Source organism: Parahaliea mediterranea (assembly GCF_017255185.1).
Taxonomy (GTDB): domain Bacteria; phylum Pseudomonadota; class Gammaproteobacteria; order Pseudomonadales; family Halieaceae; genus JAFKCZ01.
In genome coordinates this window covers 410,869-424,871 of sequence record NZ_JAFKCZ010000005.1, presented here as the reverse complement: position 1 = coordinate 424,871, position 14,003 = coordinate 410,869, and the positions used below count along the sequence as shown (strand labels likewise).

The window sequence follows — 14,003 nt, the reverse complement described above, 5'->3', positions numbered from 1 at the left end:
TGTGTTAGTATGTGCCAAGGCTTAAATCCTCTGGTTTTTATAGTGTTTGGTCGCACAATCATTGTATCAACCAGCCAGGGTTTAAGCCTTTTTTATTTCAAACTGTGGGACAGCAGTGGCCGGATACCTATTTCCATTGGGGCGGGAAATAGGTATCGGTCCCCGTTTTTGGGGATAAAAAAAGCCGCGGGGGCACGGGCCGCCGCGGCTTTCGATAGCAGGGGGCGCGGCCGGCTTACTGGCTGTTTTCCACCATGTAATCGACAGCGGCGAGCACCTCTTCGTCGGAGCAGTTCATGCAACCGCCCTTGGCCATCATGCCGGTGCCGGGTACGCCGTTGAGGCCGCTGTTGTGCAGCGCGTCGGCGCCCTTGGCGATACGGTCCGCCCAGGCCGCCGCGTCGCCCAGTACCGGCGCGCCGCCGGCGCCCGTGGCGTGGCAGGCCATACAGGCGGTGTCGTAAACTTCCTGGCCGGAGCGCGGGCCCGAGGAGGCCGCCACCGCGGGGCCGCCGCAGCTGCTGTCGCCTTCCAAACAGACCTCGCCGGACGGCGCGATGCGCTCCTCGATCGCGGCGCGCTGGCTATCGGTGAGTTCGACCGCGGAAACGGCCGCGGCAGCCAGCAGGGCCACCAGGGGAACTGCAATACGCATCATGGCAAATCATTCCTTTTTGAGTCAGGCGCGCATTATAGCCACATATCCAGTGGGGTAAAACTGGCCCCTGGCGGGGCGTGCGGATTCGGCCTAGTATGACCGGCTCACGCAACCACTCACCCGAGGCCCCGCATGAAACTCTTCACCTTCGACCCCGCCCCCAATCCCAAGCGCCTGCAGCTGTTTATCGACTACAAGGGTATCCACCTCGACACCACCCAGGTGGACCTGATGGCCAAAGAACAACTGGAGCCGGAGTTCCGCGCGGTCAATCCCGCGGGCACGGTGCCCGCCCTGGTGCTGGATGACGGCACGGTACTGACCGAGGTGATCGGCGCCTGCGTGTACCTCGAGGAGCAGTACCCGGAAAAACCGCTGCTGGGCACCACCGCCCTGGAGCGGGCCCAGGTGTTCAGCTGGGATCACCGTCTGTTCAACACCTGCCTGGGCGCGGTCGCCGAGATCCTGCGCAACGGCAACCCGGCCTTCGCCGGCCGCGCCCTGCCCGGCCCGCTGGAAATCCCGCAGATTCCCGAGCTGGTGGAGCGCGGCAGGCTGCGCCTGGCGCCGGCCTTCAAGGCGGCCGACGCGGCGCTGGCGGACTCCCCCTTCCTGGCCGGCGACAGCGTGAGCCTGGCCGACATCGACCTGCTGGTCAGCATCGAATTCGCCGGCTGGGTGAAGGAATCGGTGCCCGAGGGCTGCGACAATATCCAGGCCTGGCTGCCGCGAGCGAAGGAAGCCCTGGGCATCAGCTAGAAGTAAAACCCCAGCTGCAGGAAGGCGCTGGGCCCGCTCGCCAGGTTGCCCAGCGGCGGCACGTCCAGGCCCCCGTACTCGGTGCCCGCCGGCCCCAGGGGCAGGTTGAGCGCGGCCAGCAGCTGCCAGTTCTGGGCCGGGTCCCAGCGACCGGCGATTTGCAGCAGGGCGGAGCCGTCCCCCAGGTTGGCGAACAGCGCCGGGGTCAGGTTGAACAGCGGGGTCAGCTCCACCTGCAGCGAGCCGGCGGCGTAGTGCCGGCCGAGGGTGAACAGCTCGCCCCGCGCCAGGCGCGCGCCCAGGGCCGTGTCCGGGGCCAGCGCGGCGAGGCTGTAGTCGTCCTCGCGCAGGCCAAAGCCGTTGAAGTAGTACTCCGCCACGGCGCTCACGTTATAGCCGCCCCACAGCCACGACCAGGACCAGTTGAGCACCGCGCTGGTCACCCACTCGCCCGCGCTGTCGGTACTGACCAGGTCGCCGCGCACCACGGCCTCGCCGACATTCACGCTGCCGCCCACCGCGAGCAAGGTCTCGCCGTAGTGCTCCGCCAGCAGCAGGTCCACCTCCCGCTCAAGGCCAAAACCGTGAAACTTGAGCGCCGTGGAGCTGACCTCGCCCGCCACCTCCCCCGTCGCGTCGCGCCGCTGCACCCGCACCGCCTGCCAGTCGCTGCCCGAGTCCAGCAGGTACTGGCCGTAGAGCATGTCGTCCCCCACCTTGTACTCGGTATCCACCGCCGCCGGGTCGAAGGGATTGAACACATCCACCGGGTTGAAGATCAGGCCATTGCCCCAGCTCACCGCCTGGCGGCCCAACCGCCACACCCAGCGCTCGCCGGTGTAGCCGACGCTGAGGCGGTCCAGGCGCTGCGCGACCCGGTGGCGCGGGCCGTCGGTGACAGTGTCGGTGAGGTCCCACCAGCGGGTATCGTCATCGGGCAGGGTTCCCGGCGCGGCGGACAGGCCCACGCCGGCGGGCAGGGCCACCGAATCCCCCCAGCGCCCGAGCAGCTGGTAGTCGGCGCGCACATCCCAGCCATCCGCCGCGCCCGCCAGGCGCAGGCGAAAGTCGGCGCCGGCGTCCGCGGTGTCGGCCCCCAGGGCGTCGCGCAGCAGGCTGTCGTCGGGGTAGTGACCGAGCAGGCCCTGGCCCTTGAGATGGCCGCCCTCGTAGCCCGGCAGCGCGGCGCGGGCCAGCACCGGCAGCAGGCCAAAGCAGTAGGAGAGCCAGCGCCGCATCTACAGGTTCATCGGGCGGGGTTCCTGGGCCCGGTCCTCGACGATACGGCCGTCGCGCATGCTGATCAGGCGGCGGGCATAAGCCATCACCCGGGTATCGTGGGTGGACATGACGAATGTCACCCCGCGCTGTTCGTTGAGTTCAACAAACAGCCCCATCAGCTGCGCCGCACTGTGGCTGTCGAGGTTGGCTGTGGGCTCGTCCGCCAGCACCAGTTTGGGCCGCGCGGCGATCGCCCGGGCCACCGCCACCCGCTGCTGCTGGCCGCCCGACAGCTCGCCCGGGAGCCGCCCCTCCATCCCCGCCAGGCCGACATCGTCGAGCACTTCACGGGCCCGCCGCTGGCGCTCCGCCGCCGCCACGCCCTGTACCTGCATCACGAACTCGACGTTTTCCTGGGCCGACAGCACCGGCACCAGGTTGTAGGCCTGGAACACAAAACCGATATTGTGCAGGCGCATGTCGGCGCGCTCGCCGCGATCGAGACCGTCGATGCGCGTGCCGCCCACCGTAACCTGGCCGCTGTCGGGGGTATCCAGGCCACCCATGGCATTGAGCAGGGTGGTCTTGCCGGAGCCCGAAGGGCCCGACAGCGACACGAAACTGCCCGAGTCGATGTCCAGGCTCACCCGGTCCAGGCCGGTAATCAGTTCCTCCCCCTGGCGGAAGGTCTTGCACAGTTCGCGGCAGCTGATGGCAGTCACTTGCTCGTTTCCTCGATCAGTGGGAGTTGAGGGCCCGCACCGGGTCCAGGCGCGCCGCCCGCCAGGCGGGGATCAGGCTGGCCAGCAGGCCCAGGCCCAGCACCACCACGGTGGACAGCAGCATGTCGCGCCAGTCCAGCGCCGGGTACAGGATGCTGCCCATGGCGAACATCTCCATGCCCCGGGCCACCGACGACAAATCGATACCCGACTCCAGAGGCTTGATGCTCAGCCAGGCCAGCGCATTGCCCAGCGCCAGCCCCAGGCCCAGCAGGAACACACTCTCCAGCAGCACCTGCTGGAGCACCAGGCCGGGGCGCATGCCCAGCGCCTGCATCAGGCCGATCTCCCGCACCCGCTCGAATACCGCCATCGCCAGGGTGTTGACCAGGCCGAAGGACAGCGCCTGGAACACCACCACCATGAACACCAGGGCAAAGCCGTCCTGCAGCGTCAGCATGGCGTCGAGGAAGGGGTCGAGCTGGCGCCAGCTGAGCACCTCCAGCTCCGGCGCCGCCGCGGCGACCCGCGCCGCCCAGGGCGCCACCGCGCGGTAGCCATCCCCGATCACCGCAACCTCCGACACCTGGTGGCCGATGCCCAGCAGTTCCTGGATCGCGGCCCGGCCGCCGTACACAAAGCGCTCCTCGTCGCCGGGCAGGCGGGCGCTGTAGATACCCACCACCCGCACACCGCGGTCGGCCACGTTGTTGTCCGGGTCCTGGCTCATGATCACCACGCGCTTGCCGAGGCCGGTTTCCAACCGCTCCACCAGGCGCTGGCCCAGCACCACGCCGCGGTCGTCCACACCGTCGAGAAAACGCCCCGCGACCATCGTTCGCGGCGCCGAGCCCAGGGCCCGCTCCGCCGCCGGGTCCACCCCCAGCAGGGTGACGCCGCGGCTGCCGTGGGCGCTGGACACCATCGCCGGCACCCGCACCCGGGCCGACCAGGCGCTGACCGGCGGCTGTTGCAGCGCCGCCAGCAGATCGCCCGCCGGGGGCGCGATACTGTTCACCACGCTGGGGTCATCGCGGTAGTCCCGGTGGTGAATCTGCACCTCCCCCGGCAGCTGGTCGAGGCCGTTGCGCACCATCTCGTCGACCATGCCGCGCATCATCGCGCTCATGAACACCATGGCCCAAACGCCCACCACCACCGCCAGCAGCATGATCAGCGTGCGCCGCCGGTTGCGCCACAGATTGCGCCAGGCCAGGCGGCCGATACCCGCGCGCAGCAACATCATTACACCGCCCTCATCGCCGCCACCGGCTCCATGCGCAGCAGCTTCAACGCCGGGTACAGCGAAGCCAGCAGCGCGCCGGCGAACACCGTCACCGGCCCCCAGAACACCGCCAGCGCACTGACCTGGGGATAGAGCCGCGGCGGCAGGTTGAATTTGGCCGCCGCCTCCGCCATGCCGGGGTAACTGAAACCGAACACGCTGAAGTAGTACACCACGGCGGCGCCCACCAGCGCCCCCAGTGCCAGGCCCAGCGTCGCCATCAGCAGGGTCTCCAGCATCACCAGCCGCCCCAGGCGCCCGGGCCGCATGCCCAGCGCCAGCATCACCCCGAACTCCCGGGTGCGCTCCAGCACCGACATCAACTGGGTATTGAGTACGCTCAGCGCCACCAGCACGATCAGCACCGCGTACATGAACCAGGCGCTGATCATGTCGGTCTGGATCGCCTCCCGCAGGCCCGGCTGCAGGGTGTCCCAGTCCAGCACCACCAGCTCGCTATCGGCGGCGAGCTGGCGGCGCAGGCTCGCCACCACGGCGTCGGTGTGGTCGAGTTCGTCCACCCGGGCCACCACGCTGTGGCCGCTGTCGCCCATGAAAAACGTCTGCTGGAAGTAGCCCAGGGGGATTTGCGCCACGCCGCGATCCACCTCGGCGATACCGGAGTCGACGATACCCACCACCGTCGCCACCCCCGCCGCGATGCCGCCGTCGCGGCCGCTGCCGAGGAAAGTCAGTTCATCCCCCAGGCCCAGCTTGAGGTTGCGCGCCAGCACCGCGCCGATCACGATCTCGGCGGCCTCGCTGCCGTCGAGGTAGCGCCCCGCGGACACCAGCCCCGGGTAGGTGGACACGCTGGGCTCGGCGTCCGGCTGCACCCCGGTAACCAGGATGCCGAAGGAGCGCTGCTCGCTGGAGGCCAGGGCGTAGGCCATGGCGCGGCCCGCGGCGGCGCTCACACCCGGTTGCCGCCGCACCTTATCGGCCAGCGCCGCCACCGCCGGCACGGTCTGCTGCATGCGCTGGTCCTCGTGGTAGCCGGCACGCTGCACCTGCAGGTGCCCGGTGAAGGCGCCCAGGGTGTTGTCGATCATCATCCGGTAGGAATCCAGCTGGACGGCTATCAGGAACACCAGCAGGGCGTTGCAAAACACCATGGCGCCGACCGTCAGCCAGGTGCGGCGGCTGTGCCGCCACAGGTTGCGCCAGGCCAGCCGCGCGCTGATATTCACTGGCTTTTCACCTCACTGCCGGGGGTTGCGCAGGTTGGACAAGGTGAACAGGCCGGACTGAATCTCGACACCGAATTCGATACTGCCGGTGCGCAACTCGGTCCACTCACCCGGCGTTTCCTCGCTGGCCATGCGCATCACCGTGGCCACAGTGCGCCCCGACATCTCGGCGATCTCCAAGGCCCGCAGCGTCTTGACCAGAACGTCGTCCTGGTCGCGGAACTGCTGCTCCAGCAGCACCCAGTCGTCGCGCACCGTGAGCACCTCGCGGCCCCACACCACCGCGGCCTCTTCGTGGGGCACGGACTGGATGACGTAGACCGTGTGGCCGCCCTCCTCGCGGGTGTCCAGCAGGGTGTGGTCGTACTGGTCGACGATGTCGGCGTCCTTGCTGATGTCCTTGTTGGAGAAGTCGCTGCCCATCCAGTTCTGGTTCATCATCGACGAGGGGATCTTGATCACCCGGTTGATACGCGGGCTGTAGGTCCACATATTGCCGTCCACCGACAGGGTGCCGTTGCCGGCGTCCTTGCGCGGCGCGGTGACCCGCACCAGGGTGCGCTCGTCGCCCTCGGTCCAGGCGCGCATGGACATGCTGCGCTCCCAGTCCTCGCGGTGGATGGTCATGGTCATCTCGGTGTAGGAGGTCTGGCCGCGGTAGTGGTCGATGGCGCGGCGGATGATGTCCTCCGCGGCCGGCGCCGCCCGGGCCGCCGCGCAGGCCAGCAATAGGGGAATCAGTACGAACAACCGCAGCGCCATGCGCCCTCCCGGGTGAAATACCGTGGTGCAGGCAAGGTAACACAGTCCGGGCGTCTGTAAACCATCGGGGCCGGTATCGCTGGCGACGCGGATTTGATTGCCCCGGAGCGGCCCAACTGCGCTATAAATGCCCCATGAACCATCGCGCCTTGATATACCTCCTATCGATCCCGCTACTGGCCCTGCTGGCGGCGGGCTGCACACGCCCCGGGCCCGAGGCCGCCTTCGACACCTACCTGGACCGGCTGGCGCGGCCGCTGGAGGTGGAGCGGCCGCGTTTCGAACGCGCCGCCATCCCGCGCCTGCCGCGCCGCGCCGAGCTGCACATCGAGCTGCCCAGCACCAGCCTCGATACCCTCGATTTCCTGGCGCTGACCGGCTGCGAGGTGCAGATCACCATCGGCAAGCGCAACAGCAGCCTGGGGCGCATGGCCAGCGCCTCCCAGCGCCTGCTGCTGGATTTGGAATACCTGCGCCTGGCCCCGGCCTGCATCGAGTACATGGACGGCAAGGGCAACGCCGAGCTGGCCGGCCTGCTGCGGCAGGCCCACCGGCTCAAGCGCCAGCAACTGCCCGCGCGCATCTTTCTCGCCACCCTGGCGGGACCCGAATTCCGCGACTTCTGGCGCCCCCCCAGCGCGCTGGGCGACTACCCCGGCAATACCAGCAGCGCGGTGATCACCGCTCTGGAAGCCATCGCCGCGGACAGCCGCCGCTGGCTGGCCGGCGACTACAGCGCCGACAACGCACAGTTCGAATTGCAGCTGAGCGAGATTGGCAAGGGCGACGGCGGCGAGCTGCTGCGGGCCCTGGCAATGCAGGCCAGCTGGCTGGCCACCGCCGACGGCCTGTTTGCCGCCCGGGCCGCCGAGGGCCCGCTCTGCGCGCCGCGCATACGGCCCGCGGCGGCGGATATCGTGCCCAATGTGGTCAGGAAATTCTTCGTGGGCGACATCCAGCCCTGGTCCGCCGCCGTGGACCGCCGCCAGTACCAGCTGCTGCCGCCCATACGGGCGCTGGAAACCGCCCTGGCCGGCGCGCTGCCCGACAGCTACCAGCGCTGGCGCGATCGGCGCGACACCCTGGTGGCGGGCTGGAGCGCCGCCCCGCGCCGCCATGTACAGGCGGTGCAGACCCTGCTGGCGCCCTGCGGCGGCGCCGCGCCCGCATGAATACCCCAAGGGGGGGGCAACAGCGCTTTCGATTCCGGCTATACTGGCGCAGTATGTCGGGTTTTCGACGTCCAATCGTCCCTGTTGAGGAGTACCGTATGATGACGCTGTTACGACAACGAGGCCGCGCCCTGATCGCCCTGGCCGCCGGCCTGCTGCTCACGGCCTGTGCCAGCGGCCCGCCCAAGCCCGATGTGGATTACAAGCAAGGCTACAACTTTGGCGGCGTCAAGAAAATCGCCTTCTACTCCGGCCTGGGCAAAGTCAGCGGCGACAACCCGATGGTACTCAGCGACTTCCAGAAAGACCGGGTGAACGACGCCCTGAGCTACGCCCTCAAGGCCAAGGGCTTTGAATTCGTCGATGACGCCAGCGAGGCCGACATGCTGCTGAGCTGGCACCTGGTCACCCAGTTCAAAACCGACGTGCGCACCTACAACGACCCCGGGATGTACGGCCCCTACTTCGGCTACAACCGCTACGCCATGTACAGCTGCTGGAGTTGCGGCGGCACCGAAGTCGTTACCCGCAACTACACCGACGGCTACTTCATCGTCGATATGATCGACCCCGAGCTGCGCAAGTCCATGTGGCGCGGCACCATCCAGTCCCGCATCAAGGACAAGGACCAGCTGAAGAACCAGGAAGTGGTGAACGCCGCCGCGGTGCGCATCTTCGAGGCCTTCCCGCCCGGCGCCGCGCCGGCCGAGTAAAAGCCAACGGCCCGCGGTGGCATCACCGCGGGCCGCGTTGTACTCAGCCTTCGCCAAGCACCAGTTGCCCGTCCACCACGGGGATGGTTTTACCCGGGTGACGGTCCATCAACACCGTGCCTTCCTCGCCCTGCAGGCGATAGGTGACCTCGAAACCGCTGATCACCTCGCGGCTGTCCACCACCGTCTCGCAGCGCTGCTCCGTGGACTGGTAGGTATCCCCGGCCTGCATCTTCTCCTGGGTCTTGTTGCCCGCGTAGCCGCCCGCCGCGGCCCCCGCCACGGTGGCCAGCTTCTTGCCGTTGCCGCCGCCAACCTGGTTGCCCAGCACCCCGCCGATGACCGCCCCGGCCACGGTGCCCAGCACCTGGTGCTCATCCTGCGCCGGCTTGCGCCGGGTCACCTGCACATCCCGGCACACCTGCCGCGGCTCCTCGACCGTCTCGCGCACCTCGCTCACTGACAGCACCTCGGCCTCCCGGGCCCCCTGCTCGCCGTCCAGGTAGCTGTAACCCGCAAACACACCGCCAGCGGTGGCCAGCGCCACCCCGAGAACCGCACCTGTCATCATCGACTTGTTCATGTCGTACTCCGTTCTTCCATAGCCAGCCGCCAATCCTAAGCCACTGTTTTTATGTGGCTTTTTAAATGGCGGCACAGATGCCCCCCGGCTGTTACTAGGACGTCTGGCCAGGGCGAAGCATTCCCGCAACAATTACCGTTGCGCGCGTGGGGGAGAACATGGTTAGACTGGGCGAAGGGGAAGCCCGACCCCAGGGCCGCGGCGCTGGACGCTGGGCGGCGAGGCAGGTATTATGCGCGTCCCCTTGCACCAGCCGGCTTTGGCTGGGCAAACGTCAAGACAACCGCCCGTAGCTCAGCTGGATAGAGCGTTGCCCTCCGGAGGCAAAGGTCAGAGGTTCGAATCCTCTCGGGCGGGCCAATAAAATCAAAAAATTACAGCATAATCAAAAGCAAACAACGATACCCAATCGAGATTTAAGTCCAAGCTATAGGACTAACCACTCTATTGCACCAGCCTATAGAGCGCCACAGATATCCCGCTCCCACTCCGCGTGGTTACAGACGGGGGACGGCGAGCCAGCACCGCCATAAAGGTTTCAATTGAAGTGAATTGCGCCAATCGCATATTTAACTAACAAGACATAGCCAACGAGTACTGCCGCAAGCTTCAACCAAAACAAGCCCAGCGCAGGCCAATTGATCCAGTTCGGATTGCGAAACTCCGGATTTGGGTCTGGATCGAATTCCTTCTCTTTAATGCGACAATAGAAGCCCCATATAGCACTCGCGACGACGTATTGCATAAGGTCCGCTGCTAAGCCCACCATCATGCAGATGGTCGGGTATAACAGCCCCATCGGCAGAGCAAACTCTTGACCCACCTGGTCCTTAAATATCCAAACGAGCGCGATACCCGCGAAGGCCGACTGGCGAGCCACATTGCTCGCAGTTGCAGATCGCGCCTCGTAGTATCCCCGGTAAGTCTGAAGGTCCATACCCGGCCTAGCTTCCCTGCTTGCCGGGACCACCACTAGACGTCAGCTTTGGCCCCGGTCTCTTAGGGCCATCCTTTGGATGGCTTGGGTCGCTTGCACCGGCACGACTATTGCCATGATCGATGTACTTAGTATTCCTCTTCTTATCGCTACTGCCGCCACCTTTCCGCTTAGTTCCGCCAGTCATTGTCCCTCCTAATACGGACTACCCAACTATTAGCAGCTTCCGGCTGAATAGAAAGCCGTCCAAAACGGCTGCCATCCCTGCCTACAACCCCTCAGAGCAGTCCCTGGTAATGTCGTAATTGTCAGGTCTCGCTGCAGGGGTAAATACAGTCCAGACTACCTTTCTATCTCTTCTTGTAGGCGCTCCCAAAGAGGCTTTAGCTGTTTACGAATAGCGGGAGAATTCATTTTTTCTGCAGCCCGGTAGCCATAGCGGAGAAAGTTTCGCCGCCCCGTATGCGAATATAAGCGATAGAGGTTTTTTCGGTACAAAGGCTTCGTTGGTTCGCCACGAGCATCACGCAGTCTATTTCGCTTCCGCATTGTCGCTTTGGCAAATTTGACTCCCCTTTTCATCTTCTCCGAGTATCGAGCCAATGCGGCAGAACGTATCAAGATTCTTTCGCCATCATAAGTAAAACCTAGATATTGAAGCGGCTTGTCAGATGCCTGCCTCCCCTTAATAACTTTGAAGGTCCGAATCTCAACTTTTTCCTTGTTTATTTCGAGCTCCAGACGACGAATCTTTTTACGCGCCTTGTTCGCAACCCTATCTTTCTCACTAACGGGCACTATAAACAGAATATCGTCACAGTATCGGTAGTACTCCCCCCCTAAACTTGCCGCCAAATCAGCAGACCACTCGTCAAACGCGAACATGTAAATATTCGAAAGAAGAGCACTTATAGGGGACCCCTGGGGAATTGCAAATGAGTCAGTGTTTGCACTGATTAAGCCACCTGCGCGAACAACATTGCGAAATTCGGCAGGCTCACAAATACGCGTGCGATTATTTTTAGGGTTATGCGTTGAAATTCCGAGCTTATCGTATACTTCCAGCTTGGAGACTTTTGAAAACTTGGTAATAGCTTTGTAAACAGCATAGTGATCTGGAGGTAAACGGGGTTCACCTATCAGGCCGCACCACGCATCTTTCAGAATCTCGTGATCCAAATTGTCAAAAAATGCAGTGACATCAAGCGCAACTGCTGCGCAGTTCCCCATTAGCCTTATGTCGTTAAATGCCTGCGCAGCAAAGTCAATATTGCTCTTTCCCAATGGCCGAAAGGCAAGAATATTCCCAGACAAGCCGCTGGCCAGTAATGCAGCCTCATACTCTTTTGATAGCAGGTCTGCATAGTAGCTGTATATATGGCTATCCGCGTGAGCCGCATACATGATTGGACGCTTTTTAATCTTTTTATCGATTAAGCCACTGGCCCGATCTTTAAAAATCTTAACCGAATCAAGCTCGTAAGTAATAAGGGGGTAAAACGAATGAGACTGGACGCGCAACGGATTAGTTACGAGTTCACGCGCGGCTTTCACTCCAATGGGGTGATCAAAATGCAAATACCTACGATTGCGGTACCACTGGCAGTCATCCGTTGACATAAATTTAGCCTAGCAAAACCGGGGAAGGCATAGGACTGCGGCTGTCCGTAATCCTCCCCCGGCTTAACCAAGTGGACCTTATCTCACCATCTCACCCAGGAAACCCGGGCCCCGCCGCTTCTATTAGCAATGACGTATAATGTCAGCATCACATTGGAGGTATCCATGAGGACGACCATCGCAACGTGGGTGTCAATCGTGTCGGGCTGCCGTATTGGCGGCCTGGCATGGCTTGACATCCTGTGATTTTCCCTGGCGTCCTAGCCACCAGGCCCTCATAGGCTACCGGATTGGGGAGACGAAGTTAAGCGAATCATGGAGCTGGCTGCCACTAAAATCGCTCGATAAACCGAGTTTGTGACCTCGCTCAAATATTCAGCTTCTGCTACGCGTCAATATGTGCCATTTTGGCCGCCTTGTTCTTGCAAATTTTCTTACAACCGCTCGGCCTCAATGTAGCCTGACGTTCATAATATTAGTTCGACGAGCGCCCCGGAACCGACAACATGTTAGACGTAATTTCCCGAATAGCCGATTTGCAGCTCGAATATACGAGCGAAAATACTCCGGCCATGAAGCAACGGGGTAGAACCCCTTTGTAATCTATTCGAATGCCCCCACTTGCATGACACGAAGCCTATCTTCTACAGTCTCCAACGCTTTTTCCTTCATTTTCTCCGGCATAAAACTTCTGTTGATCATCTCAATGACTTCAGACTTTCGTTTCACAATCAAATCGACAAACTTTGCGAAGATCGTTGTCGGGATATCTAAGCGCCGGCAGAGTTCTAAAAAATCATACCCTGTAGGATAGCCATAGTGGTCGTATTCCCCTGTAGTTTCTCCATCTTTGAACAGGTCCAGCGCGAAAAACCCTGCGTCTTCAAGACTCTCATAAGTATCAGTGAATAGACAATCGTAGTTAGGGCTTAGCTTGTCATAGAAGTGCGTCTTGTTATCCTCATTCTTTTGGAGGCTCAAGTTTTTCAAATGTAAATCGCTATTACCTATCAAATAGGCATAAACAACTCTGCGTAAATAGTCTGAAACCACTGACTTTTTTCCGTCAGTCATCTCAAAAACCAAGCGACCTGCCTCTTCATAACTTTTATCGTACTTGCGATCACTTTGCATATTGAAGCCTTGAAGCAAATCCTCCTGGTGCCTCTTTTGACCGTTCGCTAGCCGATCGAAACGCTTGGTGACGTACGCGAGTTCACCATCCGAGAATGCCACGAGCCCACAATGGGCTGTATCGATTCCGAGCAAATCACTAATCAGCATTGCCGCGTGCTCATTCTCAGCCGCAAACGGAAATTCCTCTGGGCTCGGTTTAAGAATAAATTCACCGCCTTGATTGACTGGCGAAAGATATCCATTGGCATCAATGATTAGAGAGAGCTTCTGGTGCACGCCGGAGATAGACATCCCTTTCGTATATTTAACGCTATCTTGTTTGAACTCGCTGCGAGAAAAGGGCAGCACGGGGGAAACCTTCAAGCTGCCAAATAGCTTCTTGAATGCCGCGTCATGATAGTCCTCGTATTTGCTACCGCGAGGCACTTCTTTCAAGCTAATTTTGCAATAGGCCATTTTTAAACTTCACTTTCAGGCGGCGGCTCTACCGTCACAGCGCCAACAAGGTCCCTTCCATTTGCCAACAGCAATCCAAATCGATCATTCTCATCAATTTTCTGCTGCCGGGATTGCAGCTTTCTTAGCCAACCTTCTGATACCAGGTTTTCAAAGAACGGCATTAAGTCCTTGCTCTCGTATGCGGCTTCTCTGAGCTTTAACTGATAACTGATCGGTACGCCACCGGCCAAATACTCACTGTCGTAGGTAAACGAGAACCCTTCTTCATCCTCTTCAAGGATGCCGGCAAGTCTCCCCTGATAGAGCACCCGGGCTACCCTACCCACAGTTTCAGCCCTAATGCAGATAACACCCTGGATAGCGTATCTATCCTTACGGACACCTCATCCCTTTCCAGCTTACTCAGGGTGGCATAGGCTACACCCGACAAATCACTTAACTCGTTGAGTGTGAGGTCCTGCTTCAACCTTTCCTCTCGTACGATTACTCCAATGCTTTCAACTGGTCTAAGTCTCGCGGCTGTCTCCGCCAGGCTTACTTGCTTAGCCGCTTTCTCGTACTCATCTCTAATCTGCGACAGCATCTTGCTGAATTCATCTAAGCTCTTCATTCAATTAAATATATTCTTACGAATAAAGCCTCAATATAGTCACTATACGATATACGTTACGCAGAAATATATCCCATAGCAATTATTTTTCTATTTTTTGTGATTTTTTATATTGTTTAATATATTTAAAGACCTTAATTGAGTCTTTTTAGATATATCTATCAATAAATAGATT

15 protein-coding genes and 1 tRNA gene are annotated in these 14,003 nt (G+C 61.3%); 4 read left to right on the top strand and 12 right to left on the bottom strand.

The window, feature by feature from the left end; all coding sequences use genetic code 11:
* Window positions 1-235: 235 nt before the first annotated feature.
* Entirely contained in the window at window positions 236-658 is a 423-nt protein-coding gene (locus tag JYP50_RS08660; RefSeq protein ID WP_206560095.1) for a c-type cytochrome, read from the bottom strand.
* Between the two features lie 132 nt (window positions 659-790).
* Here JYP50_RS08660 and JYP50_RS08655 point away from each other — a divergent pair, with 132 nt between their 5' ends.
* Window positions 791-1,417: a glutathione S-transferase family protein gene (locus tag JYP50_RS08655; protein WP_206560094.1), complete on the top strand. Its 627-nt coding sequence runs from the start codon at window positions 791-793 to the stop codon at window positions 1,415-1,417.
* Here the strand turns inward: JYP50_RS08655 and JYP50_RS08650 are convergent.
* Genes JYP50_RS08650 through JYP50_RS08630 form a run of 5 tightly spaced genes read right to left on the bottom strand, consistent with a single transcriptional unit; the run spans window position 1,414 to window position 6,597 of the window.
* Window positions 1,414-2,655 carry a hypothetical protein gene (locus JYP50_RS08650; protein ID WP_206560093.1) on the bottom strand — a complete coding sequence of 414 codons (1,242 nt, stop codon included), beginning with the start codon at window positions 2,653-2,655 and terminating at the stop codon, window positions 1,414-1,416. The two genes, JYP50_RS08655 and JYP50_RS08650, sit on opposite strands and share 4 nt — an antisense overlap.
* A complete protein-coding gene (locus JYP50_RS08645) occupies window positions 2,656-3,360 on the bottom strand; it encodes an ATP-binding cassette domain-containing protein (RefSeq protein WP_206560092.1) in 705 nt (234 codons plus the stop codon). It lies immediately after the preceding gene.
* A gap of 16 nt (window positions 3,361-3,376) precedes the next feature.
* Window positions 3,377-4,606 carry an ABC transporter permease gene (locus tag JYP50_RS08640; RefSeq protein ID WP_206560091.1) on the bottom strand — a complete coding sequence of 410 codons (1,230 nt, stop codon included), beginning with the start codon at window positions 4,604-4,606 and terminating at the stop codon, window positions 3,377-3,379.
* On the bottom strand, window positions 4,606-5,835 hold the full coding sequence (locus JYP50_RS08635; protein WP_347136748.1) for an ABC transporter permease: 1,230 nt from the start codon (window positions 5,833-5,835) through the stop codon (window positions 4,606-4,608). The genes JYP50_RS08640 and JYP50_RS08635 overlap by 1 nt, the downstream gene beginning before the upstream one ends.
* Window positions 5,836-5,847: 12 nt before the next feature.
* Window positions 5,848-6,597: an outer membrane lipoprotein-sorting protein gene (locus JYP50_RS08630; RefSeq protein ID WP_206560090.1), complete on the bottom strand. Its 750-nt coding sequence runs from the start codon at window positions 6,595-6,597 to the stop codon at window positions 5,848-5,850.
* A 149-nt stretch (window positions 6,598-6,746) separates the two neighbouring features.
* Here JYP50_RS08630 and JYP50_RS08625 point away from each other — a divergent pair, with 149 nt between their 5' ends.
* Both JYP50_RS08625 and JYP50_RS08620 read left to right on the top strand, forming a co-directional pair.
* Window positions 6,747-7,769 carry a DUF3080 family protein gene (locus JYP50_RS08625; RefSeq protein WP_206560089.1) on the top strand — a complete coding sequence of 341 codons (1,023 nt, stop codon included), beginning with the start codon at window positions 6,747-6,749 and terminating at the stop codon, window positions 7,767-7,769.
* 98 nt (window positions 7,770-7,867) lie between these two features.
* Window positions 7,868-8,482, top strand: a complete 615-nt coding sequence (locus JYP50_RS08620) for a DUF4136 domain-containing protein (RefSeq protein ID WP_241262951.1) — start codon at window positions 7,868-7,870, stop codon at window positions 8,480-8,482.
* Window positions 8,483-8,525: 43 nt separating this feature from the next.
* Here the strand turns inward: JYP50_RS08620 and JYP50_RS08615 are convergent, their stop codons facing one another.
* Window positions 8,526-9,065, bottom strand: coding sequence for a glycine zipper 2TM domain-containing protein (locus JYP50_RS08615; RefSeq protein WP_206560088.1), 540 nt, complete (start codon window positions 9,063-9,065; stop codon window positions 8,526-8,528).
* Window positions 9,066-9,348: 283 nt separating this feature from the next.
* On the opposite strand from JYP50_RS08615, the gene JYP50_RS08610 reads away from it, so the two are divergent.
* A tRNA-Arg gene (locus JYP50_RS08610) sits at window positions 9,349-9,425 on the top strand.
* A 178-nt stretch (window positions 9,426-9,603) separates the two neighbouring features.
* Here JYP50_RS08610 and JYP50_RS08605 read toward each other — a convergent pair.
* The 5 genes from JYP50_RS08605 to JYP50_RS22245 form a co-directional block, all read right to left on the bottom strand.
* Window positions 9,604-10,002, bottom strand: a complete 399-nt coding sequence (locus tag JYP50_RS08605; RefSeq protein ID WP_206560087.1) for a hypothetical protein — start codon at window positions 10,000-10,002, stop codon at window positions 9,604-9,606.
* Window positions 10,003-10,344: 342 nt separating this feature from the next.
* Complete coding sequence (gene drt2 / locus JYP50_RS08600; RefSeq protein ID WP_206560086.1) at window positions 10,345-11,622, bottom strand: antiviral reverse transcriptase Drt2; 1,278 nt, start codon at window positions 11,620-11,622, stop codon at window positions 10,345-10,347.
* Between the two features lie 603 nt (window positions 11,623-12,225).
* On the bottom strand, window positions 12,226-13,215 hold the full coding sequence (locus JYP50_RS08595) for a type II toxin-antitoxin system HipA family toxin (RefSeq protein ID WP_206560085.1): 990 nt from the start codon (window positions 13,213-13,215) through the stop codon (window positions 12,226-12,228).
* A 2-nt stretch (window positions 13,216-13,217) separates the two neighbouring features.
* Window positions 13,218-13,526 carry a HipA N-terminal domain-containing protein gene (locus JYP50_RS08590; protein WP_206560084.1) on the bottom strand — a complete coding sequence of 103 codons (309 nt, stop codon included), beginning with the start codon at window positions 13,524-13,526 and terminating at the stop codon, window positions 13,218-13,220.
* Between the two features lie 5 nt (window positions 13,527-13,531).
* Entirely contained in the window at window positions 13,532-13,801 is a 270-nt protein-coding gene (locus JYP50_RS22245; RefSeq protein WP_431311294.1) for a helix-turn-helix domain-containing protein, read from the bottom strand.
* Window positions 13,802-14,003 lie beyond the last annotated feature (202 nt).

Coding starts and splice junctions, on each gene's coding strand:
- JYP50_RS08660 (WP_206560095.1), bottom strand. CDS start 658: ATGATGCGTATTGCAGTTCCCCTGGTGGCCCTGCTGGCTGCCGCGGCC.
- JYP50_RS08655 (WP_206560094.1), top strand. CDS start 791: ATGAAACTCTTCACCTTCGACCCCGCCCCCAATCCCAAGCGCCTGCAG.
- JYP50_RS08650 (WP_206560093.1), bottom strand. CDS start 2,655: ATGCGGCGCTGGCTCTCCTACTGCTTTGGCCTGCTGCCGGTGCTGGCC.
- JYP50_RS08640 (WP_206560091.1), bottom strand. CDS start 4,606: ATGATGTTGCTGCGCGCGGGTATCGGCCGCCTGGCCTGGCGCAATCTG.
- JYP50_RS08630 (WP_206560090.1), bottom strand. CDS start 6,597: ATGGCGCTGCGGTTGTTCGTACTGATTCCCCTATTGCTGGCCTGCGCG.
- JYP50_RS08620 (WP_241262951.1), top strand. CDS start 7,868: ATGATGACGCTGTTACGACAACGAGGCCGCGCCCTGATCGCCCTGGCC.
- JYP50_RS08615 (WP_206560088.1), bottom strand. CDS start 9,065: ATGAACAAGTCGATGATGACAGGTGCGGTTCTCGGGGTGGCGCTGGCC.
- JYP50_RS08605 (WP_206560087.1), bottom strand. CDS start 10,002: ATGGACCTTCAGACTTACCGGGGATACTACGAGGCGCGATCTGCAACT.
- drt2 (WP_206560086.1), bottom strand. CDS start 11,622: ATGTCAACGGATGACTGCCAGTGGTACCGCAATCGTAGGTATTTGCAT.
- JYP50_RS08595 (WP_206560085.1), bottom strand. CDS start 13,215: ATGGCCTATTGCAAAATTAGCTTGAAAGAAGTGCCTCGCGGTAGCAAA.
- JYP50_RS22245 (WP_431311294.1), bottom strand. CDS start 13,801: ATGCTGTCGCAGATTAGAGATGAGTACGAGAAAGCGGCTAAGCAAGTA.